Origin of the sequence: Acinetobacter sp. SwsAc2, from assembly GCF_013391465.1 — a bacterium.
Classification (GTDB): Bacteria; Pseudomonadota; Gammaproteobacteria; order Pseudomonadales; family Moraxellaceae; genus Acinetobacter; species Acinetobacter johnsonii.
Genome location: NZ_JACBEZ010000026.1, coordinates 1 through 23848, shown reverse-complemented (window position 1 = coordinate 23848; position 23848 = coordinate 1). Strand labels below are relative to the sequence as shown.

The 23848-nt window shown below is 42.0% G+C and carries 18 protein-coding genes and 1 pseudogene; 12 read left to right on the top strand and 7 right to left on the bottom strand.

The window, feature by feature from the left end; genetic code table 11:
• Positions 1 to 188 precede the first annotated feature (188 nt).
• Complete coding sequence (gene sthA, locus HYI04_RS11885; RefSeq protein ID WP_004693926.1) at positions 189 to 1604, bottom strand: Si-specific NAD(P)(+) transhydrogenase; 1416 nt, start codon at positions 1602 to 1604, stop codon at positions 189 to 191.
• A 208-nt stretch (positions 1605 to 1812) separates the two neighbouring features.
• Between sthA and lipA the strand changes: the two genes are divergently transcribed.
• Both lipA and HYI04_RS11875 read left to right on the top strand, forming a co-directional pair.
• Entirely contained in the window at positions 1813 to 2826 is a 1014-nt protein-coding gene (gene lipA, locus HYI04_RS11880; protein WP_004693928.1) for a lipoyl synthase, read from the top strand.
• Positions 2827 to 3118: 292 nt separating this feature from the next.
• Entirely contained in the window at positions 3119 to 5593 is a 2475-nt protein-coding gene (locus HYI04_RS11875; RefSeq protein ID WP_010326390.1) for an acyl-CoA dehydrogenase, read from the top strand.
• 94 nt (positions 5594 to 5687) lie between these two features.
• Here the strand turns inward: HYI04_RS11875 and HYI04_RS11870 are convergent, their stop codons facing one another.
• Positions 5688 to 5948, bottom strand: a complete 261-nt coding sequence (locus HYI04_RS11870) for a hypothetical protein (RefSeq protein WP_010326389.1) — start codon at positions 5946 to 5948, stop codon at positions 5688 to 5690.
• Positions 5949 to 6221: 273 nt separating this feature from the next.
• Here HYI04_RS11870 and HYI04_RS11865 point away from each other — a divergent pair, with 273 nt between their 5' ends.
• From HYI04_RS11865 to HYI04_RS11850, 4 genes are all read left to right on the top strand, one after another.
• The gene (locus HYI04_RS11865; RefSeq protein ID WP_010326388.1) at positions 6222 to 6572 is read left to right on the top strand and encodes a hypothetical protein; all 351 of its coding nucleotides are present in this window, start codon (positions 6222 to 6224) and stop codon (positions 6570 to 6572) included.
• Between the two features lie 7 nt (positions 6573 to 6579).
• Positions 6580 to 8289, top strand: a complete 1710-nt coding sequence (locus HYI04_RS11860) for a PepSY domain-containing protein (RefSeq protein ID WP_010326387.1) — start codon at positions 6580 to 6582, stop codon at positions 8287 to 8289.
• Positions 8286 to 8624 (top strand): DUF3325 domain-containing protein, encoded by a 339-nt coding sequence (locus tag HYI04_RS11855; RefSeq protein ID WP_010326386.1) that lies wholly within the window; start codon positions 8286 to 8288, stop codon positions 8622 to 8624. The genes HYI04_RS11860 and HYI04_RS11855 overlap by 4 nt, the downstream gene beginning before the upstream one ends.
• 79 nt (positions 8625 to 8703) lie before the next feature.
• Positions 8704 to 9222, top strand: coding sequence for a tetratricopeptide repeat protein (locus tag HYI04_RS11850; protein WP_029574988.1), 519 nt, complete (start codon positions 8704 to 8706; stop codon positions 9220 to 9222).
• A gap of 34 nt (positions 9223 to 9256) precedes the next feature.
• Here the strand turns inward: HYI04_RS11850 and HYI04_RS11845 are convergent.
• Together HYI04_RS11845 and HYI04_RS11840 are read right to left on the bottom strand one after the other, a co-directional pair.
• Positions 9257 to 10207: pseudogene (locus tag HYI04_RS11845) on the bottom strand (DUF4424 family protein).
• A 20-nt stretch (positions 10208 to 10227) separates the two neighbouring features.
• Positions 10228 to 10761, bottom strand: coding sequence for a cysteine peptidase family C39 domain-containing protein (locus HYI04_RS11840; RefSeq protein ID WP_029574987.1), 534 nt, complete (start codon positions 10759 to 10761; stop codon positions 10228 to 10230).
• Between the two features lie 226 nt (positions 10762 to 10987).
• Between HYI04_RS11840 and ahcY the strand changes: the two genes are divergently transcribed.
• The 6 genes from ahcY to HYI04_RS11810 all read left to right on the top strand — a co-directional run bounded on the left by ahcY (position 10988) and on the right by HYI04_RS11810 (position 20944).
• Positions 10988 to 12370 (top strand): adenosylhomocysteinase, encoded by a 1383-nt coding sequence (gene ahcY, locus HYI04_RS11835; protein ID WP_010326383.1) that lies wholly within the window; start codon positions 10988 to 10990, stop codon positions 12368 to 12370.
• A gap of 195 nt (positions 12371 to 12565) precedes the next feature.
• A complete protein-coding gene (gene metF / locus HYI04_RS11830) occupies positions 12566 to 13402 on the top strand; it encodes a methylenetetrahydrofolate reductase [NAD(P)H] (protein ID WP_010326382.1) in 837 nt (278 codons plus the stop codon).
• 40 nt (positions 13403 to 13442) lie between these two features.
• Positions 13443 to 14159: a 16S rRNA (uracil(1498)-N(3))-methyltransferase gene (locus tag HYI04_RS11825; protein ID WP_010326381.1), complete on the top strand. Its 717-nt coding sequence runs from the start codon at positions 13443 to 13445 to the stop codon at positions 14157 to 14159.
• A 181-nt stretch (positions 14160 to 14340) separates the two neighbouring features.
• The gene (locus HYI04_RS11820) at positions 14341 to 17217 is read left to right on the top strand and encodes an EAL domain-containing protein (RefSeq protein WP_010326380.1); all 2877 of its coding nucleotides are present in this window, start codon (positions 14341 to 14343) and stop codon (positions 17215 to 17217) included.
• A gap of 140 nt (positions 17218 to 17357) precedes the next feature.
• On the top strand, positions 17358 to 19637 hold the full coding sequence (locus HYI04_RS11815; protein WP_010326379.1) for an NADP-dependent malic enzyme: 2280 nt from the start codon (positions 17358 to 17360) through the stop codon (positions 19635 to 19637).
• Positions 19638 to 19720: 83 nt separating this feature from the next.
• Entirely contained in the window at positions 19721 to 20944 is a 1224-nt protein-coding gene (locus HYI04_RS11810; protein WP_010326378.1) for a multifunctional CCA addition/repair protein, read from the top strand.
• A 52-nt stretch (positions 20945 to 20996) separates the two neighbouring features.
• Here the strand turns inward: HYI04_RS11810 and epmA are convergent, their stop codons facing one another.
• From epmA to HYI04_RS11795, 3 genes are all read right to left on the bottom strand, one after another.
• Complete coding sequence (gene epmA, locus HYI04_RS11805) at positions 20997 to 21980, bottom strand: EF-P lysine aminoacylase EpmA (protein ID WP_010326377.1); 984 nt, start codon at positions 21978 to 21980, stop codon at positions 20997 to 20999.
• On the bottom strand, positions 21977 to 23044 hold the full coding sequence (locus tag HYI04_RS11800) for a 4-phosphoerythronate dehydrogenase (protein ID WP_010326376.1): 1068 nt from the start codon (positions 23042 to 23044) through the stop codon (positions 21977 to 21979). The genes epmA and HYI04_RS11800 overlap by 4 nt, the downstream gene beginning before the upstream one ends.
• A gap of 303 nt (positions 23045 to 23347) precedes the next feature.
• The gene (locus HYI04_RS11795; RefSeq protein ID WP_010326375.1) at positions 23348 to 23734 is read right to left on the bottom strand and encodes an aromatic hydrocarbon degradation membrane protein; all 387 of its coding nucleotides are present in this window, start codon (positions 23732 to 23734) and stop codon (positions 23348 to 23350) included.
• Between the last annotated feature and the right edge of the window lie 114 nt (positions 23735 to 23848).

Genomic DNA, 23848 nt, shown 5'->3' with positions numbered 1-23848 from the left:
CACAAAATTACTTGCCTCTCATAAGCAAAGTTGCTCCCTCCCCCCTTACTTGTCACACTCACCTACCACCGCACAAATCGTTAAAAAGTTTTAGGCATTTAGATATGCCTACACTTACAAAATAGCAATTTTAGGTATAAAAAAACCTGCAAGTCTAAACTTACAGGCCTCTGAAAATACTATAAAAATTAGAATAAACGATTCATACCATTTAAGGTCGCTACACGATATGCTTCAGCCATCGTCGGATAGTTAAACGTCGTTTCTACGAAATAATTGATGGTATTGTTTGGACTATTCATCACCGCCTGACCAATGTGAATAATTTCCGATGCGTTATTACCGAAGCAATGAACACCCAGCACTTCCAAAGTTTCACGGTGGAATAAAATTTTCAATTCACCCACTGTGTCACCTGTAATTTGCGCACGCGCCAAATGACGGAAAGAAGCCTGACCCACTTCATACGGAATTTTTTCTTCGGTTAACTCTTGTTCAGTTTTACCAATCGAAGAAATTTCTGGAATGGTATAAATTCCTGTCGGAATATCAACCACAGGTTCCACACCCACTTCACCGCTCATGTTTGCACCTGCACAACGACCTTGGTCATATGCAGCAGAAGCCAGTGAAGGCCAACCAATCACATCACCAGCAGCGTAAATGTTTTCCACTTCGGTTTGGTATTGATCATTGACTGTAATTTGACCACGGCTGTTTGGTGTAATACCCACATTTTCTAAGCCTAAGCCATCCGTATTTCCAGAACGACCATTACACCACAAAATAGCATCTGCTTTAATTTTCTTACCGCTTTGTAAATGTAGCACCACGTGATCATCATAGGTTTCAAGATGATCAATCTGCTCATTATGGCGAATCAAGACACCTTGTTGACGTAAGTGATAAGACAAAGCATCAGAAATTTCATCGTCTAGATAACTCAGCAATTTATGCTGTGTATTAATCAGGTCAACTTTATGATCTAGTCCAATGAAAATAGACGCATATTCGCAACCAATTACACCTGCACCATAAATGATGATTTTTTGAATCGAATAATCAAGGTCTAAAATTTTGTCCGAATCAAATACACGTGGATGGTTAAAATCAAGCGCCGCAGGACGGTATGGACGGCTACCCGTTGCGATCACGATTTGTTTGCACATGATCGTTTCTTTAATACCTTCAGGGCTAAATACTAAAACTGTATTTTGGTCTTGAACGTAAGCACGACCATGGTAAATATCAATTTTATTGCGGTCATAAAAACGTGAGTGTGTATCAACCTGTTGTTGAATCACTTTATGTGCATTTTGAAGCACTTGCTTCATGGTAAACTGGCGCCAGTCGCCCATTTTTTTAAACATTGGGTCACGGCGATAACGGATAATACTCGATACCGTTTGACGTAAAGCTTTACTTGGAATGGTCCCCACGTGGGTACAGTTACCACCGAGCTGCTCACGTACATCTACAATCGCAACACGCTTTCCAGATTTGGCAAGTTTCATTGCCGCGCCTTCACCCGCAGGGCCTGAACCTAGAACGACCGCATCGTATTTAACGAAAGTTCCACCAACGACCTCTTTTTTACGTGGCATTCAACGCTCCTTCTTCAAAAACTTATTACTTATCTTGGGCATATTATGACGTAATTGCAGGCAATTTGCTGTATTTAGCTTACATATATTAAGTGATAACCACATTTAGTAAATGAATAGTATTTCCGCCCTATCAATTCGCATTTCCGCTATACTAATACTGCTATTTTTAGCATCTCCCCCGTCAAAAACAGTGGAATAGTTGAATATGTCTGAAAACCGTAAACCTGAGCAGGGTATCAAACTTCGTGGCGCAGAAAAGGTCGCGCGTATACCTGTAAAAGTTATTCCTACGGTTGAAACGCCACGCAAGCCGGATTGGATTCGCGTGAAAATGGCAGCACCCGAAGAAGTGCAACGCATTAAATCAACCCTACGTGAACAAAAACTGCATACCGTTTGTGAAGAAGCTGCGTGTCCAAACCTCCCCGAATGTTTTGGTGGCGGTACTGCAACCTTTATGATTATGGGTGACATTTGTACACGTCGTTGTCCTTTCTGCGACGTGGCACATGGCCGTCCAAATGCACTTGACGCAGACGAACCACGTCACATGGCTGAAACAATTTCAAACTTAGGTTTAAAATATGCCGTGATTACGTCTGTAGACCGTGATGACTTACTTGACGGTGGCGCACAACACTTTGTTGACTGTATTAAAGAAGCACGTGCATTAAGCCCGAATACTTTACTTGAGATTTTGGTACCTGACTTCCGTGGTCGTATGGACATTGCGCTTCGCATTATGACTGAGTGTCCACCTGATGTATTTAACCACAACATTGAAACTGTGCCGCGTTTATACAAAGCGATGCGTCCAGGTTCAGACTACCAACACTCTTTAAATCTGTTGAAAATGTTTAAAGAATATTGCCCTGACGTTCCAACCAAATGTGGTTTGATGGTCGGTATTGGTGAAACTGAAGAAGAAGTCATTTCACTTTTAGATGATTTGCATGCACACGGCGTTGACTATGTAACAATTGGTCAGTATTTACAGCCTTCAAAAGAGCATGCGCCGATTGACCGCTTCGTTACACCAGAAGAATTTGAACGCTACACTGCGCACGGTCAAAAGTTGGGTTTTAGAAATATTTGGGCAGCACCGATGGTTCGGTCAAGCTACTTCGCTGACCGCCAATACTATGGTGAACCTGTACCAGCAGTACGTCGCAAAGCAGATCCTGCGAAAAAGATTGCTGTTCAAACGATTGAAGCTTAATTTACTGTGGCGTTAAACAGTTAAAACGCAAAAATTAAAAGCCCTCATATGAGGGCTTTTTTTATTACGATCTTCGTTCTTTATATTTTTCAATTACGTATTCATACATTTCTAACACAGTCATTGTTCAATAAACATCCTAATCTAATTCAAAGTCTAAAATAATCGTGATGCTACACATCACATCAAATTCATTTTATTACACCTTTTTAGTCTACGTTTTTGCCTTATTTTCCGTGGAATTCTATAAAACGTATGACTGACCTCACGGTGTAAACAACGGGAGGTTTCAATGGGTTTCATTTTCGCCATTCTGTTTTTAATCTGTATCCTCTGGGCTATTTTTTATTTTGAACTCAGTCGCTTAATGGCAACTGCAATCATTATTTTTACGTCCCTCTTCGCTGCTATTTTTATCAGTCCGTGGTCATTACTTCTAGGTCTGCCCTTAATTATTCTCAGCCTGATTGTGGTTATTGATCCATTACGAAAGTCTTTAATCACTCAACCTGCCTATAAAGCTTTAGCCAAAGCCATGCCGAGTATGAGCAGTACCGAGCGTGAAGCATTGGATGCAGGCACCAGTTGGTGGGAAAAAGAATTATTTATGGGTGCGCCTGACTGGAAAAAATTTGATGGTTATGTCTACCCAACTCTGTCTGCTGAAGAGCAATCCTTCTTAGATCATGAAGTTGAACACCTTTGTGGTTTACTCAATGAATGGGAAATTCATCACCACTTAAAAGATCTTCCTGTTGAAGCATGGCAATACATCAAAGAACAAAGCTTTTTAGGTTTAATTATTCCCAAAGAATACGGAGGTCGTGCCTTTAGCTCCTTTGCCCAAAGCCGCATCATGAGCAAAATTTCTTCACGTTCACTGACCACTGCCGTCAGTTGTATGGTGCCCAACTCTCTAGGCCCAGGTGAGTTGCTTTTACATTATGGAACTGAGGAACAAAAACAACGCTACCTACCAAGACTAGCCAAAGGCGAAGAAATCCCCTGCTTTGGTTTAACCAGTCCTGAGGCGGGTTCAGACGCTGGTGCGATACCTGATACAGGTGTGGTCTGCTATGGTGTGTTTGAAGGCCAAGAAGTACTCGGTTTACGTATGAACTTTTCAAAACGCTGGATTACACTGGCACCTATTGCGACTGTGATTGGTCTCGCTTTTAAACTCTATGACCCTGATGGACTATTAGGCGATGCAAGCAAAACTGAATACGGCATCACCTGTGCCTTATTACCGGCCAGTCATGACGGCGTCCAAGTCGGCGCGCGACATAATCCTGGTTCCCCCTTTATGAATGGCACGGTCGATGGACAAGATGTTTTTATCCCACTCGATTGGATTATTGGTGGGGTGGAAAATGCAGGTAAAGGTTGGCGCATGCTGATGGAGTGCTTAGCCGTAGGTCGTGGGATTTCACTGCCAGCGCTCTCCACTGCTTCAGCTGAAATGGCTTATTTAAGTGTCGGTGCTTTTGCCAAAGTACGCCAACAATTTAAAATTTCTGTAGGACATTTTGAAGGCGTGCAAGAAGCCACCAGTGATATTGCCAGTGGTACATATATGCTCGAAGCTTTCCGCTATATGGTCACTTGTGGTTTAAACGAAGGCGGCAAGCCCGCAGTGATGACAGCTATGGCCAAATACTATGCCACCGAAACCATGCGTAAAATTGTCAATCATGGGATGGATGTCGTTGGCGGACGGGCAGTACAAATGGGGCCGCGCAATTTTTTAGCATTGAATTATCAAGCCATCCCCATTTCAATTACCGTTGAAGGGGCCAATATTTTAAGCCGTTCTTTAATGATCTTTGGTCAAGGCTCAATGCGCTGTCATCCTTATTTATATGAAGAACTCCAACTCCTTCAAGCAGAAGATACAAAGTCAGCTTTAGCGCCTTTCGACACGCTACTTTTTAAACATTTGGCTTATACTTTTAACCGAACAGCCCGTTCATTCAGTTATGGCATATTCGGTGGCCCTTCAGATGCTTCCGCACAGACAGATGCTTTCTCACGCCCTTTTTACAAAACCATTAACCGTTTCAGTTCAAACTTTGCCTTAACAGCAGACCTGTGTTTAGGCTTACTTGCAGGCGATATTAAACGCAAAGAAATGCTTTCAGGACGTTTGGCTGACATTCATGCCCATCTATTTATAGCAACCGCTATTTTGAAGTTTTATGAAAAAGGACAACGTAGTGAGGCTGAACAACAGCATGCTCAACTGGCTTTAGAAAAAGCATTTGTCCAAATTCAGGATGCATTTGATGGACTATTCGCAAACTTTCCTATGCGAGCCGCTGCTTGTGTAGTCAAGTTCATCTGTTTCCCTTTTGGTCGTGTTGCTCAGCAACCAAGCGATCAGCTAAAAACGCAATTAGGACGTGCGATCATGGAAAATAATCCTTTCCGTGAACAACTGAAGCAGCATGTTTTTTACAATACCGATCCCAATGACGTCTTTGGGCGTATGGAAAATGCCTTCCAAGCTGCATTGAAAATTGATCCACTATGGACGAAGTTTAAAAAAGCGGAAGCCAAAGGACAATTTGAAGGCTTAGATTTTGAATCGCATATTCAACATGCACTTGAAACAGGATTCATAAGCCCTGAAGAAGCAGATCAGTTGATTCATTACAATGCTCAACGCTTCGATAGTATGCTCACCGATATTTTTGATCATGAGCTTGAACAGACACTAGATTTAAAGAATCCTTACAATACTAAGGCTTCCGATATTCAACTATAACCTTTCATCGGTTTTCGAAACTCCTAAAAAATAAAAGTCCGTTTACGGGCTTTTATTTATCCACACAATATAAACCAGACATCAAAGCGAAGTTTTAAATCCAATACACGTTTAAACGATAATAGAACTCTTCCACTTCCAAACGAACTTGATATCCCAGTTGGGTCAGTTCTGCTGAAAAATGACGAATATCTTCTAGGGGTAAATGTTTTGGCAGAACTGTAAATACCGCAGTATTTCCCTGTTTCGCACTCTCCTCAATGAGTGAAGCTAAACGTAATTTATAGACTTCAATATCTAAATACGCTTGGTTGGACATAATTTTTGCCTGTTCGGCATTAATAAAAGCAGCCATCTTTTCCTCCAAATTCGCCCAAGTATTGACTATGAAACTAACGCAGATCAAAACAGCGTATAACGTGATTTGGTAACACTGTGTAGCCATTCCTTAGAGAAATAACAATAAGAATCAAATCTATTTAAAAAGGCAGCGACTACAATCCAAATTTTTCTGTTCACCAAACTCACTTACCGTTACAGAAAAAATAAATAAAGTTACCATCTATTTTATTTAAATAATAATTGTTATCATTTGCAATATTGTTTACTAATACACCAACTCTCTTCCATGAATAGCACCACTCAAATTGATGCCTTGGTTCATTCGGAAAAAGTCCATCCGAAGCCTGCCAAAAAGAAGAAAGTCGACACACCACTTAGCTACCGTCTGATGGTGTTGTATCGATTTGCACTTGCATTGCTCGGAGGTTATCTCCTTGCTGCACTCTCTGCATTAACCATTGCTAAAGTCTTTATTGCAAATCCTGTGAATGCGGCCATGAGCGCCACACTCATTGCATTTTGTCTTAACTGTGCTGCCTTTATTTGGGTCTTTATGGTTCAAAAAACCTTAAAAGCAACACTCGGCATTGCTGTGCCATGTATTGCACTGTATGCCCTACTCAAATTTTTAGGATAGTTTTTCAATGCGTGTTGATCAAAAAGCGGAAGGACCGCGCCAATCCATGTCATGGTTGCATACATGGGCCAGTCTCATTTTAGGGTGGCTGCTGTATGCAATTTTTGTGACTGGAACCCTCAGTTTTTTCCAAAATGAAATTTCTACTTGGATGAAACCCGAAACACATCAATCTATCCCTGCGCAGTCTCAAGTGCAACAAATGCAGGTCGCGCTCAACTATTTACAGAAAAACCACCCAGATGCAGGCAGTTGGAATATTCAACTACCCAACTCACGCCAAACCACAACTGAAGTGACTATTCGTGCCGTTGGTGAAGACCCGAAAGCACGTCGTGGTGGAACACGCATCACCTTAGACAGTGCGACTGGTGAAGTGATTGAACCACGGGATACGCGTGGTGGTGGATTCCTATATCGTTTCCATTTTGAGTTGTACGGTTTACCCCGCCTGTGGACGCGTTGGTTAGTCGGGATTGCCACCATGTTCATGTTGGTCGCAATTGTCAGCGGCATCATTGCCCATAAAAAAATCTTTAAAGATTTCTTTACCTTTCGCTCAGGCAAAGGTCAGCGCTCATGGCTGGATGCACACAATGCAACCGCTGTTTTTGCACTGCCTTTTCATCTAATGATTACCTTTAGTGGCTTACTACTGCTCATGTTTATGTTCATGCCTTGGGGAATTAACCAAGCGTATGAAAATCGACAACAGTTTTTACGTGACCAACAGGCCAGCATGATTGAGCAGCCCCAAAAGGCTGAAGATGTGCCACGCGAAGGCGAAAGAGCGGCTCGTGGAGAACGCGGACAGCAACGCGGTGAACATACAGAAGGTCGTGGTGAGGAACATCCAAAACCCGAACTCCGCCCTGCTCCACTGACAGACTTAGCCCCAATTATGGCAGCGGTACAACAACAGTGGAAAGACAATCCAATTGCTTCAATTAACATTATTTCACCCAATACAGACCAAGCCAAAATTGAATTGCGTGCTTTACGTGCTGAAAGTGTCGCGCATCGCAATGTGTATGCAACCCTCAACTACAATGGGGTCACGGGTCAAGACGAAACGGATAAAAATATACGAATCAAAAATCCATCGATTCCAAGTGCCATCTATAACGTGGTCACCGTCTTACACGAAGCGCGTGGCCTCGACTTAGCGCTGCGTTGGTTATTATTCTGCTCAGGTATTTTAGGTACGCTCATGGTGGCTACGGGTCTTATCCTTTGGTGTTTAAAACGTGCTCCCCAACAGCAGAAACAAGGCTATAAATCGTTTGGTTTCCGACTGGTTGAAGTCTTAAATATTACAGCCATTATTGGTTTGCCTTTGGCCTGCGCGGCATATTTTTATGCCAACCGTTTCATTCCTGCAGATGTAGAAATGCGCCTGAACTGGGAAATTCGTAGCTTCTTTACCGTATGGTTACTCACGCTAATTTATGCCATTTTCCGTACCCACCGCCAAGCATGGTTAGACTTACTTTTATTGGCAACACTCGCTTTCGTCCTGCTGCCAGTGGTCAACTTGATGACAGGCGGTCAAGCTTTGTGGAACAGCATCGCGCAGGGCCAATGGATGATTGCATCGGTTGATTTAGCCATGTGGGTAATGGCAGTGATTTTCTATTTCGCTTATGACAAAGTTAAAAAACATCAAGGTTTGCCGAACAAAAAAGTGAAAGTAGCTGTTCAGGAGGCCGAAGCATGATTTGGTTTCTGATCATTTGGACTTTAGCGACCTTAGGTTTTTTTTCACTTGCCAGCAGTATGTCTAAGCACCAAAAGCAAATCTTTGCTAAAGAACTGACACTTCAGCAAACACGCTTAGCAACCACTGTGGGTTGGTTACTGTTAATTGTTTCTTTGCTCATTTGCTTAACGCAAGGACATTGGAGCACTGAAATCAGTTATTGGATCGGCGTGATTAGCTTCGCAGCACTGTTTGTTGGACTTTGCTTAAGTTATTTTGAGCAAAAAATTAAGAATATCGCTGTTTCAGTTTTACTCTTATTTATATTCAGCCTAACTTTGCACCTGATCTGAACCTAAAAGCCAATCTTCGGATTGGCTTTTTCACTTGAAAGCATTAGGCTATCCACAGTTTAAATCTTTGGTTATTTGTATGCCTAAATCTCCTAAAATTCCTGCTGAATTGGTCAACCTTGCAACAACAGGCAATAGTGACGCTCAATTTGAACTCGCTGAACTATATATGCAAAGTGAAAATGAAGATGACATTACGCTTGCAGAAGAATGGGCGCTCAAAGCAGCAGCATTGGGTCATGTAGAAGCCATGTATTGGCTGGGTGAAGGTTATGCTTTTTATGCCAAAGAACTTCGAGAAGAAGATCCAAGCGAAGCTGAAACCTACTTTGGACATGCACATCACTGGTTAAAACAAGCCGCTGAACTGAAACACCCTACTGCAATATTAGAGTTAGCTGGTTTTTACCGTCGTGGTGATGTGGTTGAAAAAGATGTCGCTAAGTCAATTGAACTGGTACAACAAGCAGCGGAACTGGGTGAGGCTCAAGCCATGCGTGATTTGGCATTCATTTATGAAAATGCGCTAGGTGTCGATACAGATGAAGCAAAAGCCAAATACTGGCACGACAAGACAGATGCCGCAGAGCAAGAATAAGCAAAAGCCCATCCTTTGATGGGCTTTTTACTACTTAAAACTTATGCACAAAAATAATATCTAAATCCTGCTTCGGCACAAAATTCTTTTCTGTCATTTGAAATTGTGTCGAACTGATCTTTTTCACCTGACCCTTCCAACAAAATGAAACCAACTCATTCGGGTCACGCTCAATGGTCAGTTTAAAACTTTGAATAGGTTTCGCCCAATTTGCACCCGTTTTTAAGATATAGCCCAAAGCTTGATAAGGTGGATATTGCGACTTGGCCTTTTTCAAACCCGCTTTGAAGTTTTGATCCATACAATAGGTTTTTTCATCCTCTTCAGGATATAAAGAGACCGAACCACCGACCAATGGCATGTACTCATGTTGTACATAGGTCAGCGCATTGGCCTTAAACGTCTACTGCCAACTATAAATAATTTGCGATTCCCAATAAATTTCATCATCCGCCTGATAGGGCTTTAAAAGCTGCTGTACCGTTTTGTCCTCACAACGATACAAACGCTGATTAAGCGTAGAGTCTTGTTGCAATAACCACGGATGCATCAAATCTCGATCTGAAAAACCACATTTTTTCAAACCTGCAGTCACATCGACGACGTCACCATTGGAACTGAAGTCTCCAGTTGCTGTTAAAGCAGGTAAAAATGCACGCACATGTGTTTCTGGCTGAATCTTTTGTGCATTGGCTTGTACTTTAAAGCTTTGAATCAATTGTTCGGTATGCGCAAAATCGCTTTCACGCGAACTGCCCACACGCGGCAAGGGAAATAAAACAGTTTCCGTAATATCTTGAGCGGTAAGATTTTTAAATTGGTAATTCACCCGAATGATGTTTTTACTGATAAACAAATCTTCACTTTGCATACTGATTTTTGGATTTTTCAGATATTGCACACCGCCCGTTGCCACATAACCCGTGCTGTCATTCGCGCTGATCTGCATAGAGATGAACACGCATAGTCCGAGGATCTTTTTCATTTAACATCTTCTTTTCATGTTTATTGTGCTGTTTCCATGCGAGCGTTTGAATGATCAAGCACGATCACTTGTCGGCAGATGCCCTCGACTTGACGTTGCTGCTCAAATACAGATGCAGGCATCGCATCAAAACTGTCAAAGAAACAGATTTCCTGCTCATCTATAGAATAAACCAGTGAATGGTTTCCGACGCCTTCTAAAGTATCGTAATAGACAATGATAAATTTATTTTGCTCAAATGCCTGTTGAATTTGTTGGTAATTGATGGCCGCTAAAACTGGCAGCTTTAGTTGCTCAGCTTCTGCATAACTCAATTTTTCTTGTGCTTGAAGCTCTGGGTCTTCATCAGTATAAAATTGAACATCAAAGCCAAATTTCTTTAATCCGACTGCCAAGCCAATGGTTGTCGTTCCGTTTTCTGCATCATAACCGCAGACCTCTATCAACTGTTCAATATCCGCATCGATATATAAATGCTGGAGTAGCATCCATACCGCATAAATACCACCATTAGCTTCAAGGTTCATTAAGGATTCAGGGATATTCAAGGCCATAACACAATTCAAAAAAGATGATTGTGTTGATAATAAACAAAACATCGTTGGAACTGAATCAATTTCCAAGTACAATACTTCGCTAGTCGAGGGATGCTGCGACTTTTTCACAGGTACATAAATGTGGAATCGCTAGGCTCGACGATTCGGTTAGACACTCGTTCCAATCAACAACGGCATCCGCGAACATAATGATCAATTTTTATTTTAAATTAAGGAGATCGTAATGAACGCGGTTACTGCTTCATTTACAGATTACAAAGTTGCTGATATTTCACTTGCTGATTACGGCCGTAAAGAAATCAAACTTGCTGAAGCAGAAATGCCAGCACTTATGGGCCTACGTAAGCGTTATGCTGCTGCAAAACCACTTGCAGGTGCGAAAATCCTTGGCTGTATCCACATGACCATTCAAACTGCTGTTTTAATTGAAACATTAGTTGAATTAGGCGCAGAAGTTCGTTGGACTTCATGCAACATCTTCTCGACTCAAGACCACGCTGCTGCTGCAATTGCAGCTTCTGGTGTTCCTGTATTTGCTTGGAAAGGCGAAACAGAAGAAGAATACATGTGGTGTTTAGAACAACAAATCAATGTGAATGGTACCCCTTGGGATGCCAACATGATTTTGGATGATGGCGGTGATTTAACCCTACTTGTTCATGAAAAATATCCTGAAGTGATTGCAAAAATCCACGGCGTAACTGAAGAAACGACGACAGGTGTTCAACGTCTGTATGAAATGCTTCGTGACGGTACTTTGAAAGTTCCTGCAATCAACGTGAATGACTCTGTAACTAAGTCTAAAAATGACAACAAATATGGTTGCCGCCACTCACTGAATGATGCCATCAAACGCGGTACAGATATGCTTTTATCTGGTCGTCGTGCACTTGTGATTGGTTACGGTGACGTAGGTAAAGGTTCTGCACAATCACTTCGTCAAGAAGGCATGATTGTACGTGTGACTGAAGTTGACCCAATATGTGCGATGCAAGCATGCATGGACGGTTACGAAGTTGTATCTCCATACAAAAATGGCGTACAAACAGGCAAGAAAGAAGACATCAATGTTGACCTTCTTCAAAATACTGATCTAATCGTAACAACAACAGGTAACTACCACGTATGTGACGCTGCAATGCTTGATTCATTAAAAGCAGGTGCAGTGGTGTGTAACATCGGTCACTTCGACACTGAAATCGACACCAACTACTTACGTGGTTACAAATGGGTTGAAGTGAAGCCACAAGTTCACCAAGTGTATCGTTCAGAAAATGACAGCGACTACCTCATTCTTCTTTCTGAAGGTCGTTTAGTTAACCTAGGTAATGCAACGGGTCACCCATCACGTATTATGGATGGTTCTTTTGCCAACCAAGTACTAGGTCAAATGCACTTGTTCGCTGAAAAATTTGCTGATCTCGCTGAAGATCAAAAACAAGCAGCGATTCGTGTAGAACTGCTTCCTAAGAAATTAGATGAAGAAGTTGCTGCGGCAATGGTTGCTGGTTTTGGTGGTGTCTTGACTCAATTGACTCAAGAACAAGCAGACTACTTAGGTGTAGCTGTTGAAGGTCCGTTCAAATCTGACGCTTATAAATACTAAGTTGCAAACCTCTCTTGCGCTGAACTTTAAAGCAGTGCTTAAAGTCTGCTCAGGAGAGGGACTTTCATTACCGAATGATGTTAGCAGTGAAATCTTGTTATCTCTATTCAATGTAATGAATCCCCTTCTCCCTCTGGGAGAAGGATGGGATGAGAGCAAACACAAAAAATAGCATTTATAAAAAAGGATTTGATGATGAGCAAAAAAGTTCCAATTTCTTTTGAGTTTTTCCCAACCAAAACCGATGCTGGTGCAGAAAAACTTAAAGTCGTACACCAAGAACTTCAGTTATTAAACCCAGAGTTCTTCTCAATTACTTACGGTGCTGGTGGTTCTACCCGTGAACGTACCCTTGCTGCCATTGCTGAATTCAATGGTAAAGGTACGCCTGTTGCACCGCACTTATCTTGTATTGGCGATGACAAAGCACGTATTGCTGAATTACTCGACATTTATAAAGATCAAGGCATTGACCGTATTGTGGCGCTGCGTGGTGACTTACCTTCAGGTCAAGTCGGTCTAGGGGAACTACCTTATGCCACGGATTTGGTTCGCTTTATTCGTGAACATTCGGGCGATCATTTCAAAATTGAGGTTGCCGCTTATCCAGAAATGCACCCTCAAGCAGATAGTTTTGACCTAGACATTCAACGCTTTTGCGACAAAGCCAATGCAGGTGCGAATGCCGCACTGACTCAGTTCTTCTTTAATCCAGATGCCTACTTCTACTTTGTCGATCGCATTCAAAAAGAAGGCGTGAACATTCCTGTAGCACCAGGCATTATGCCAATTACCAATGCCAGCAACTTGATTCGCTTTGCAGATGGTACAGGCGCTGAGATTCCACGTTGGATTCGTAAGCAACTGGCAACTTATGGTGATGACACTGCCAGCATCAAAGCATTTGGTCATGAAGTGATTGTGAAACTTTGCGAACGCCTGATTGCAGGTGGCGCACCGAGTTTGCACTTCTACACCATGAACACCACTGATCCTACCCGTCAGCTTGTACTAGACCTCGGTTTAGCATAAGCATTTAAACTAGATTCACCCTATTTGAGAGTAAAACCGAATGCCTCGTTTTTTTATGGAAGCAGAACTCAATGTTGATCACACTGTCGAACTGACTGAAACTGTGTTTCACCACTGGGTAAAAGTTTTGCGTGCTCAAGTCGGTGAAACGGCTACTTTGTTTAATGGACAAGGCGGCGAATATGAAGTGACCTTAAGTGACGTTGCTAAAAAGTCAGCATTAGTTCAGGTCACTGCTTTTAACCCAACCAATCGTACGCCTGCGTTTAAAACTTTACTCGGTCAAGTCATGAGTAAAGGTGATCGTATGGACTATGTCATTCAAAAGGCAGTTGAATTAGGCGTTTCGGAGATTCAACTATTAACGTCTGAACGCTGTGAAATGCGTTTGAAATATGACCGCGATCAAAAGAAAATTGATCACTGGCAAGGCATCGCCATCGCAGCTTGTGAACAATGCGGCATGAATATTGTTCCAAAAATCCTTGCACCACTCAGTTTAGAGAAATGGCTCGCATCCGAATTACCTGCGACTCGACTTGTACTCGCCCCGAATAAAGAAAAAATCGATGTTTTGGCACATGCGACACCAAACATTGCACTACTCATTGGGCCTGAAGGTGGTTTAAGTGAGGCTGAAATTACAACAGCCAATGAGAACGGTTTTATTAACTGGTGTATTGGTGAGCGTGTATTGCGTACAGAGACAGCACCAGTCGTAGCTTTGTCAATCCTCAACTACAATTTAGTGATTTAAATCACATAAACAGCAGAGTCACCCTTTTGTTCTGTTAATATATTGATTATGATGTACAACAATATTACCCTTGACTTATATCAAAATATAAATTGATTGTGTTTTACACAATGTATTTAAATTTGAAAAAAGACACAACACAATGCCATTGGGTCATAAAAAAAATAAGGTTTCGCGATTCATGCCAGATATTTCTACAGAAAATCTTGATCGGCACTTGCAGACTGCGCAAATATCGCATTCCATTAGCCATCTTCGTTTCCTCATCAGTAGTTTACTGATTCTAAATTTTTATATTTTCTGCGCATATCACTATAATTTTTCTCAAGATTCTTTTTATTTTAACCTGTGGTTTTTTGTTTCTGAGTTTATTCTCAGCATTTTTTGGCTCGTGAACACCGTGTATTTCAACCCGAAAAATCACTCTGCCAAACATGCACACCGCTGGATTCAAGGCATCTGTTTAAGTATTGGTCTTTTGGTTGCAGCAGGCGTCGTCTGTATCTATTACTATTTACCCAGCCTATCTGGCAATTTTAACTATACAAATGCCCTACTCTTGTCTGCACTTTTAGTGATTGTCACACAGACCGTTTGCCTTACCTATTTAACGCAGCGCATTAGTTATTTTTGTTTGGTTTTTATTCCGTCCATCACCCCTTATGTCCTCTCGCAATTTATCAACTTCGATGCCAATCACACTCTTTTTCACCTTGCTGTGAACTTTATTCTGATTGTGATTTTGCTCTGTGCCAATGCCACCAACCGTATTAATCAGCACTTATCTCGTCTCTCAATTAAAAATCGAGAGCTCAAAAAAGAAGCTGAAAAACAAGTCTCTTGGACCGATGATTTATGCAAACAGCTACAAAACGAAGTGAATAAATCCAAAGAAATTGAACAACAGTTACAACTGAATAATCAATTGCTTGAGCAAAAAGTACGTGAACGAACCTTTGATGTAAATCAAATCAATAAAGACTTAAAAAATAAGCAAGAAAACCTATCGCTTGCCCATGAAATTTCAGGTATTCGTCCTTGGGATTGGAATATTAAAGATCGGCTCATTTCCCTGACCAATCACAAACAAGAAAAAGTACTTAAAAATTCCACAGAGCATCAACTTCAGCTTCAGTATCTAATTCATCCAAATGATATTGCCCCGTTTAAATCTGCAATGAAAAGTCATTTACGGGGTCATTCAGACCGCTATGAAGCCACTTACCGTGTGCAACACAATAACGGGAAATGGTACTGGGTACATGACACTGGGCGTGTCATTGCTCGCGATCCAATCAATCAAAAACCGTTACAAATGGTCGGTATTCGACGTGACATTCAACATGAAAAAAGCAACCAAGAACGTCTGCGACTAGCAGCGAGCGTACTTGAACAAGCTGAACAAGGGATTTTCATCTTAGATGAAGACCTGCGTTATATCGACGTAAATCCGTTCTTTGAACGTTTGGCTGGCTTTGAAGCTGCACAAATTAATGGCAAACATCTGTTTGATATTGTTGCGAACTATAAGTCGCATCAACGCAGCACACATAACCAAATCATTGGACAGCTCCTAAAAAAAGGCGAATACGACGGTGAACTTAATGAAAAGTTCCTATCAGGCAAAGAGCTGTGTATTTGGATGCATCTGAATGCTATTACCGATGAGCAAGATCGTGTCACACATTATATTGGTATCGTGTCCGATTTAACCGAACGCAAACTGCAAGAACAGCGTTTATCCTATTTAGAAAACTACGATACGCTGACCGACCTACCCAACCGTTTTTACTATAACTATCAGCTTCATCAATATTTGGTTTCTCAACAAGACAGCATTAAACAACTGGCGATTATTCGACTCAATATTGACCGTTTCCGTCCATTGAATGAATTCTTAAGCAATAATGGCGGCGATGAACTGCTGCGCCAAGTTGCCCAGCGCCTTCGTTTAACCAATGCTGAAGCCCTTATGGTGGCTCACTTAAATGGTGACGATTTTGCAATTGTATATGAGGTCTCTCATATTCGCCCCTCCGTTCAGGAACATATCGATCGCATTAACAAAGCCTTTAGTCTACCTTTTGATATTTTTGGTCAAGAGCACATTATTACGCTTTCAATGGGGATTTCGCAGTACCCTGAACATGGTCGTCAACTTGACTACTTAAACAACTGTGCAGAACAAGCACTGAGTGAAGCAAAACGTTTAGGTGGAAATGCGACCAAGTTCTACAGCCTGAGTAATACCGTTGCATTAGAAGAAGGGATTTATTTAGAGCGCGATTTAAGACTAGCGATACAAAACAATGAGTTGGTGGTTTACTACCAACCCAAAATCAACTTTCACGATCAGAAAATTTATGGTTTTGAGGCGTTGGTACGTTGGAACCACCCAAGCAAAGGCATTGTGCCGCCAGGTCTCTTCATTCCGATGGCAGAAAAAACCAGCTTAATTTCAGACATTGGCCGCATTGTAATTTTACAAACCGCAAAGCAAATCAAAGAATGGAATAAATTGGGTTTTGATAATATCTGCGTCTCGGTCAATGTGGTTGCTCAACAATTACAACGTGGACAGCTTTTAAAAGACTTAGATGAGGCTCTTGATCGATACAAAATCAGTGGTAGTAGTCTCGAATTAGAAATTACAGAATCCACTTTGGTTGAAAACTCAGAAGCGGTGAAGAACCTCCTTGAAACCATCAAATCGCGTGGCATTCACATTTCTTTAGATGATTTTGGCACAGGTTATTCATCGCTGTCTTACCTCACTGACTTCCCAATCGATACTTTAAAAATTGATCGAAGCTTCATTTCAAAAATTGGGCACTGCAAACAAGAAGCTATTGTGAGTGCCATGATTGCCATGGGGAAAGCCATGGGTATGACCGTGGTGGCGGAAGGAATTGAGACCGAACAACAACTGAGTTACCTGCAAAACTTAGAATGTGATATCGCGCAAGGTTATTTATTTTCAAAACCTCTTCCACAGCTCGATGCTACCCAATACTTAAGAGATCATCTAGATACGCCCTCTTATACATACTTAATATAAATCAGACTGTTTTAGCTCTAAGTTTGCCTTAAAAAGCACCAGCTATCACTGGGATATACCAGCAACTAATGGTATATTCGGTCTTGTCTACTAAAAAACCACCAGCTCCGCTGGCTAACCCACGCTACAAAGAGATTCAGATGGACGATCAATCATTAAAACAGCAAGCTTTGTATTATCACGAATTTCCAACTCCAGGGAAAATCAGCGTTACACCAAGCAAGCAGCTGGTCAACCAACGTGACTTAGCTTTAGCTTATTCACCAGGTGTTGCTGCACCATGTTTAGAGATTGAACGCGACCCGTCTACTGCGGCGCTTTACACAGCGCGTGGTAACTTAGTTGCTGTGGTCAGTAACGGTACAGCCGTTCTTGGCCTTGGTAACATTGGTCCTTTAGCGTCTAAACCTGTTATGGAAGGTAAAGGCGTACTGTTTAAAAAATTCGCTGGTGTTGACGTTTTTGACATCGAAATTGCAGAAAATGATCCTGACAAAATCGTGGACATTGTCGCTGCATTAGAACCGACTTTTGGTGGTATCAACCTTGAGGACATCAAGGCACCAGAGTGTTTCTATATCGAGCAAAAACTACGTGAACGCATGAACATTCCTGTGTTCCACGACGACCAACATGGTACTTCTATTATTGTCGGTTCTGCTTTGCTAAACGCTTTGCAGTTAAATGGCAAAAAAATTGATGAAATCAAGATTGTTGCTTCAGGCGCAGGTGCTGCAGCATTATCTTGTTTAGATCTTCTTTGTGCAATTGGTGCGAAGAAAGAAAATATCGTTGTGGCTGACTCTCGCGGTCTGCTCACCACGAAACGTGAAGGCTTAGATGAGTCTAAAAAACGTTATGTGCAAGATATCGAAGGCACTCAACTGGCTGACGTGATTGCAGGCGCAGACATGTTCCTTGGTTTATCTGCTGCGGGTATCTTAACCAAAGAAATGGTTAAGGTCATGGCGAAAGATCCGATTATCTTCGCACTTGCTAACCCAGATCCTGAAATTCTTCCTGAACATGCACATGAAGTTCGTGATGACGTGATCATGGCGACAGGTCGTTCAGACTATCCAAACCAAGTGAACAACGCACTTTGCTTCCCTTACATTTTCCGTGGTGCTCTTGATGTAGGTGCAACAACGATCAATGAAGAGATGAAAATCGCATGTGTCTATGCAATTGCGCGTATGGCACACATTGAAGCAGATGCAGCATCTTATGGTGAAAAATCAGCATCTTTTGGTCGTGACTACCTTATTCCACGTCCACTCGATCAACGTCTGATTTTAGAAATTGCACCTGCTGTCGCACAAGCAGCAATGGACTCTGGTGTAGCTGATCGACCAATTCAAGACTTCTCTGCTTATCGTCAGCGTCTGTCTGAGTTTGTCTACAACTCTGCATTTATGATGAAGCCTATTTTTGCTCAAGCAAAATCCGACCCAAAACGTATTGCCTATGCTGAAGGTGAAGACCTACGCGTACTTCGTGCAGTACAAATTGCGGTCGATGAAGATCTTGCAAAACCAATTTTAGTCGGTCGAACTGCGGTTATTGAAGCGAACATTAAAAAGTTAGGCTTACGTCTTGAACATGGTGTGAACATCACGATTGTCGATCAAGAAAAAAATCCTGACTACGAATTGTTTGCAGATGACTACTACACGCTTATGCAGCGTAAAGGTGTAACACCTGAATATGCACAACGTGAAGCACGTCGTCGTTCGACCTTGATCGCGTCGATGTTAGTGAAACATGGTAAAGCAGACGGGATGCTATGTGGTACGTATTCAAGCTACGATATCCACTTAGACTTCGTTAAAAACATCATTGGTAAAAAAGAAGGTCACAACTCTTTCTTTACATTGAATGCTTTAATGCTTGAAGACCGCAACCTGTTTATTGCTGACACTTACATCAACCGTAATCCAACGGCTGAACAACTGGCTGAAATGACTATTTTAGCCGCTGAAGAAGTGCGTCGTTTTGGTATGACACCACGTGTTGCGCTACTATCTCACTCAAGCTTCGGTTCAGACCAGACCGACCCAAGCGCACAAAAAATGCGTAAAGTGTTTGAGATTTTGTCGCAAATCGCGCCAGAACTTGAAGTTGAAGGTGAAATGCATGCGGATGCAGCATTGGATGAAAACATTCGTAGCTTTGCATACTCAAACTCACGCTTCAAAGGTTCTGCGAACCTATTGATCATGCCGAACTTGGATGCAGCCAACATTTCATTTAACCTGTTGAAATCAACGTCAGGTAATAATGTCACCATTGGCCCTATCCTACTGGGTGCAGCAAAGCCAGTTCATATTTTGACACCGACAACCACAACACGTCGTTTAGTGAATATGACTGCACTAACTGTAGCTGAAATTCAAGAAGCGGAGAAAAACGGCGAATAATTGTTTGTCGTTGTACTCGCATCTTGTGACTTGAGAAAACCTCTATTCTGTAGCATGATGGCTGTAAGAGTAGAGGTTTTTTCATGCAAGTTTATTTAGTAGGCGGTGCGGTCCGAGATCAGCTTCTGGGTCACCCCTATCACGAAAAAGATTATGTAGTTGTCGGTGCAATGCCTGAACAACTGCTTGCCCAAGGTTTCCAACCTGTAGGTAAAGATTTTCCTGTTTTTTTACATCCTGAAACCAAAGATGAATATGCGCTGGCACGCACCGAACGTAAGTCAGGGCATGGTTATCATGGCTTTGAGTTTTATACCGACAGTACCGTTACCCTAGAACAAGATTTAATTCGACGCGACCTCACCATCAATGCCATCGCCATGGATGATGAAGGCACACTGTATGACCCCTATGGTGGCCAGCGCGACTTAGAGCTGCGTGTTTTAAGGCATGTTTCTGATGCTTTCGTAGAAGACCCTCTACGCGTCCTCCGTGTTGCACGATTTGCTGCACGTTATAAAACCCTAGGATTTACGGTAGCCGAAGAAACGTTGGCACTGATGCAGCAACTCGCAGACTCGGGTGAACTGGAGGCACTAACTCCTGAACGCATTTGGAAAGAAACCTCTCGTGCTCTGATGGAAGATCATGCCGATGAATACTTTGAAGTGCTACGTCGCTGTGGTGCTTTAAAAGTACTTTTTCCAGAAATCGCGGCACTTTACGGTATTCCACAGCGCCCTGAGTATCACCCTGAAATTGACTGCGGTATTCATACCATGATGTCATTGCAGCAAGCATGTCGTGCCAACTACGCATTGGATGTTCGTTTTGCTGTTTTAGTGCATGACTTAGGCAAAGCTTTGACACCTGTGGACGAGCTACCGCGTCATATCATGCATGAAGAACGTGGGGTCAAACCTGTGACAGAAGTGTGTGAACGTCTAAAAGTTCCAACGCAGATGAAACAGCTCGCAATTACGGTCTGTAAAGAACATTTGAAATGTCATCAAGCTCTAACCTTAAAACCAGGCACTTTATGGCGCTTACTGCAACGCTTAGATGTACTACGTCGTCCAGAACGGGTTGAAGCCTTTGTGCAGGCCTGTGAATGTGACTCACGTGGTCGTTTAGGGCTTGAAGATCGTGAATACCCACAGTCGGCATATATTTTAAAGGTGATGGATGTTGTGCGAAATATCAAAGCACAAGACCTACCTGCGGATATTAAAGGCCCGGATATCGGTGAAATGCTGATTGAACGTCGAATACACGCAATTGGAGAACTGAAGGCTCAATACAGTTAAACCTTGATCGACTCAAATAAAGCGCCACAATCGGCGCTTTATTTAATTTCACTTAAGAAATGGATGCGGGAAAGGTAATCACCTTTTCCAACTGCATGTGTTCTGTTGCAATCATTAACAAACGATCCACACCTAAAGCAATACCTGCACATGCGGTCATTTGAGGCAAAGCAGTCAATAAAAACTCATCAATTGGCATCACATGTAAGCCTAATTTTTCACGTTCAGCATTATCGGCTTCAAAACGCGAACGCAACACCTCTGCGTCGATCAACTCATCATAAGCATTGGCGAGTTCCAAACCTTCAATATACAGCTCAAAACGTGCTGCAACCAATTCACCGTCTTCATCCGTTTTAGTTTTGGCAAGCGAGGCTAGCTCTGGTGGAAAATCGGTTAGAAATACGGGCGTATCAAAACCTAGACTTGGTTCTACAAAATGTGAAAAGAGCAAATCGATATAGCCAAGTCGGTCATCGCCCAAGTCCAAATTTAAACCTACGCGATTACAACAGTCTTTTAACTCTTTCAAACTGGCTTGCAGTGGGTTCAAATCCAAACGATCCATAAACGCATGCTTATAGCTCAAAATGGTAGGGCGAACCTCACCAAAACGCTGCTTTAATGTGACATTCAATAAATCTGTCACTTCAAACATCAAATCCTTCAAACTGAAATTCGGTCTATACCATTCCAGCATGGTAAATTCACTATTGTGTTTACGACCATGTTCATCATCACGGAAAACTTTACAGATTTGATAAATCGGCCCACTACCACTGGCCAATAAACGCTTCATGGCAAACTCAGGTGAGGTCTGCAAATAATGCGTTTGTTGTTTGCCTTGTACATGGCGCTGCGCTTGAACCGAAGCCAAATGCACATCGGTCACACCAGCTTGAGATAAAACCGGGGTTTCAACCTCAAGCACTTCACGTTCAGCAAAAAACTGACGAATTTGGCTATACATTTGCGCACGCGCTCGCATGGCTTTTAAGTCACAGGTTGGCTGATAATGGATCACGTCCTGACTCATGCCTTCGGCCCTCCATGTGCAGCCCATTCACGGCGTAATGGATAGGTCTTTCTTAAATGATCAAAGGCTTTTTGGTCAATCATTCCCTCTTTTAAGCAAGCACGTAAGGCTTGGTCATCTCGTGCAATCGGGTAGATTTCCCTTAAATGCTGTTGAAGTGCAGATTTCAAATCTTGCCCTTCAAAATATTGAGCACATACAGGCAACTGCGACTCGAAGCTTTTATCTGCTTCAAATTGGAAAGTTTTACAGAAAGCCTCATAGATCATTTGTGTACCACGCGCTTTGCCTTCTAAGCTATAACCTGCGATATGTGGTGTCACCAGACTCACAGCATTCAACACTTGTTCAGAAATCACAGGCTCATGCTCAAAGACATCTAGTACCACTTTGCGCTGCGTTTTTTCGATGTCGGCCAATAAAGCTTGCTCTTCAATCACAGGCCCACGTGCAGAATTAATCAATATTGCTGTCGCTTTCATCGCAGCGAAAGCTTCGGCGTTGAATAAATGATAGGTTGGATGTGGTCCTGTTTTGGTTAAAGGTACATGCAATGAAATTGCATCGGCAGTGCTTAATAGGGTATTTAAATTGACCTGCTGAATCGTATCTTGCTGTACAAAAGGATCATGACCGATCACATTCCAGCCCAATAGTTTGGCCATATAAGCTAAGCGAGAACCGACATTTCCTAGACCAATGATCCCTAAAGTAAAACTTTCTTCAGCATTCAGCAATGCTGGCTTGAGATGGAGCAAAGCCGTAATCACATATTCAGCCACCGCCTGTGCATTACAACCTGCAGCATTCGCCCATTGAATATTCTGCTTTTCAATAGCGTTAATATCTAAGTGGTCTGTACCAATCGTTGCACTACCCACATATTGAAGTGTGGTGTTATTGATTAATGCTGGATTGACTTGAGTTACGGAACGCACCAACAGTGCTTTGGCATCTACAACATCGGCATGCGTTAAAGTACGCCCTGCTTTGTGCTCAACTTCACCAAATTCGGCAAAAAAATAATCGGTAAATGCGAGATTTTCATCTGCCACGATTTTCATAATGTCTTCCAACGCTTTGTTGACTCTATGATAACCGTTGCACAAGCTCAACACTATGTTGCTCTGCAATACATCTGAATAAACAGTCACGATGTTTCATCTTCATGGTAAAAAACCGAATACTTTAAAGAATTGTTTAATATAGATTTACTTCGTTCAAAATACTGAAAAATATAAAGTCAACTCCGTAAACGCTATGATAGTACAAACAACTAGACAAATAATTTAATACTGTTATAAAAAAACCTTCTCCCAACATTTCAGAGAGAAGGCAAAACCTCAAGCAAGTAATAAGCGAGATAATTATTTAGATTTATAAGAGAGTTTCATCCCCACGATATAGCCTGTATTGTCCTCAAACTCGCCAACAATACGACGATCCGAAGTTTCACCTTCCGCATCACCAAACCACATATAGCGACCACCTACGCTGAAAGCCATTTTTTGACTAATATTGTATTTAGCAGCCAAACCAGCACCCCAATAACCCTTCACAGGACCTAAAGTTGGTGCGGGGTCACCTGCACCTGAGTCCCATAAACCAGAGACTGCAATTGCTAAATTTGGCGACAATTGTTTGCCTAATCCAATTTCGACTGCCATTTGATCTTCAGAATAATCAACTAAAGGTAAACCTTTACCTAAAGCTTCTGTCGTTGCTGCTTTCAGTACTGGTGGGCTTTGTTGCACAAACCTATCTCTAAAGGCTTATTCCACAATATAATTCTCAAATGAATAAGCCCACACCTAAAATCTATCGTACAACCAATTGGTCTTCTTATAACAGTGCATTAATAAATCGAG

Coding starts and splice junctions, on each gene's coding strand:
- epmA (WP_010326377.1), bottom strand. CDS start 21,980: ATGAGTCAGGACGTGATCCATTATCAGCCAACCTGTGACTTAAAAGCC.
- metF (WP_010326382.1), top strand. CDS start 12,566: ATGAGCAAAAAAGTTCCAATTTCTTTTGAGTTTTTCCCAACCAAAACC.
- HYI04_RS11815 (WP_010326379.1), top strand. CDS start 17,358: ATGGACGATCAATCATTAAAACAGCAAGCTTTGTATTATCACGAATTT.
- HYI04_RS11870 (WP_010326389.1), bottom strand. CDS start 5,948: ATGGCTGCTTTTATTAATGCCGAACAGGCAAAAATTATGTCCAACCAA.
- HYI04_RS11810 (WP_010326378.1), top strand. CDS start 19,721: ATGCAAGTTTATTTAGTAGGCGGTGCGGTCCGAGATCAGCTTCTGGGT.
- HYI04_RS11875 (WP_010326390.1), top strand. CDS start 3,119: ATGGGTTTCATTTTCGCCATTCTGTTTTTAATCTGTATCCTCTGGGCT.
- HYI04_RS11825 (WP_010326381.1), top strand. CDS start 13,443: ATGCCTCGTTTTTTTATGGAAGCAGAACTCAATGTTGATCACACTGTC.
- HYI04_RS11800 (WP_010326376.1), bottom strand. CDS start 23,044: ATGAAAATCGTGGCAGATGAAAATCTCGCATTTACCGATTATTTTTTT.
- HYI04_RS11855 (WP_010326386.1), top strand. CDS start 8,286: ATGATTTGGTTTCTGATCATTTGGACTTTAGCGACCTTAGGTTTTTTT.
- HYI04_RS11860 (WP_010326387.1), top strand. CDS start 6,580: ATGCGTGTTGATCAAAAAGCGGAAGGACCGCGCCAATCCATGTCATGG.
- HYI04_RS11850 (WP_029574988.1), top strand. CDS start 8,704: ATGCCTAAATCTCCTAAAATTCCTGCTGAATTGGTCAACCTTGCAACA.
- HYI04_RS11865 (WP_010326388.1), top strand. CDS start 6,222: ATGAATAGCACCACTCAAATTGATGCCTTGGTTCATTCGGAAAAAGTC.
- HYI04_RS11840 (WP_029574987.1), bottom strand. CDS start 10,761: ATGGCCTTGAATATCCCTGAATCCTTAATGAACCTTGAAGCTAATGGT.
- ahcY (WP_010326383.1), top strand. CDS start 10,988: ATGAACGCGGTTACTGCTTCATTTACAGATTACAAAGTTGCTGATATT.
- lipA (WP_004693928.1), top strand. CDS start 1,813: ATGTCTGAAAACCGTAAACCTGAGCAGGGTATCAAACTTCGTGGCGCA.
- sthA (WP_004693926.1), bottom strand. CDS start 1,604: ATGCCACGTAAAAAAGAGGTCGTTGGTGGAACTTTCGTTAAATACGAT.
- HYI04_RS11820 (WP_010326380.1), top strand. CDS start 14,341: ATGCCAGATATTTCTACAGAAAATCTTGATCGGCACTTGCAGACTGCG.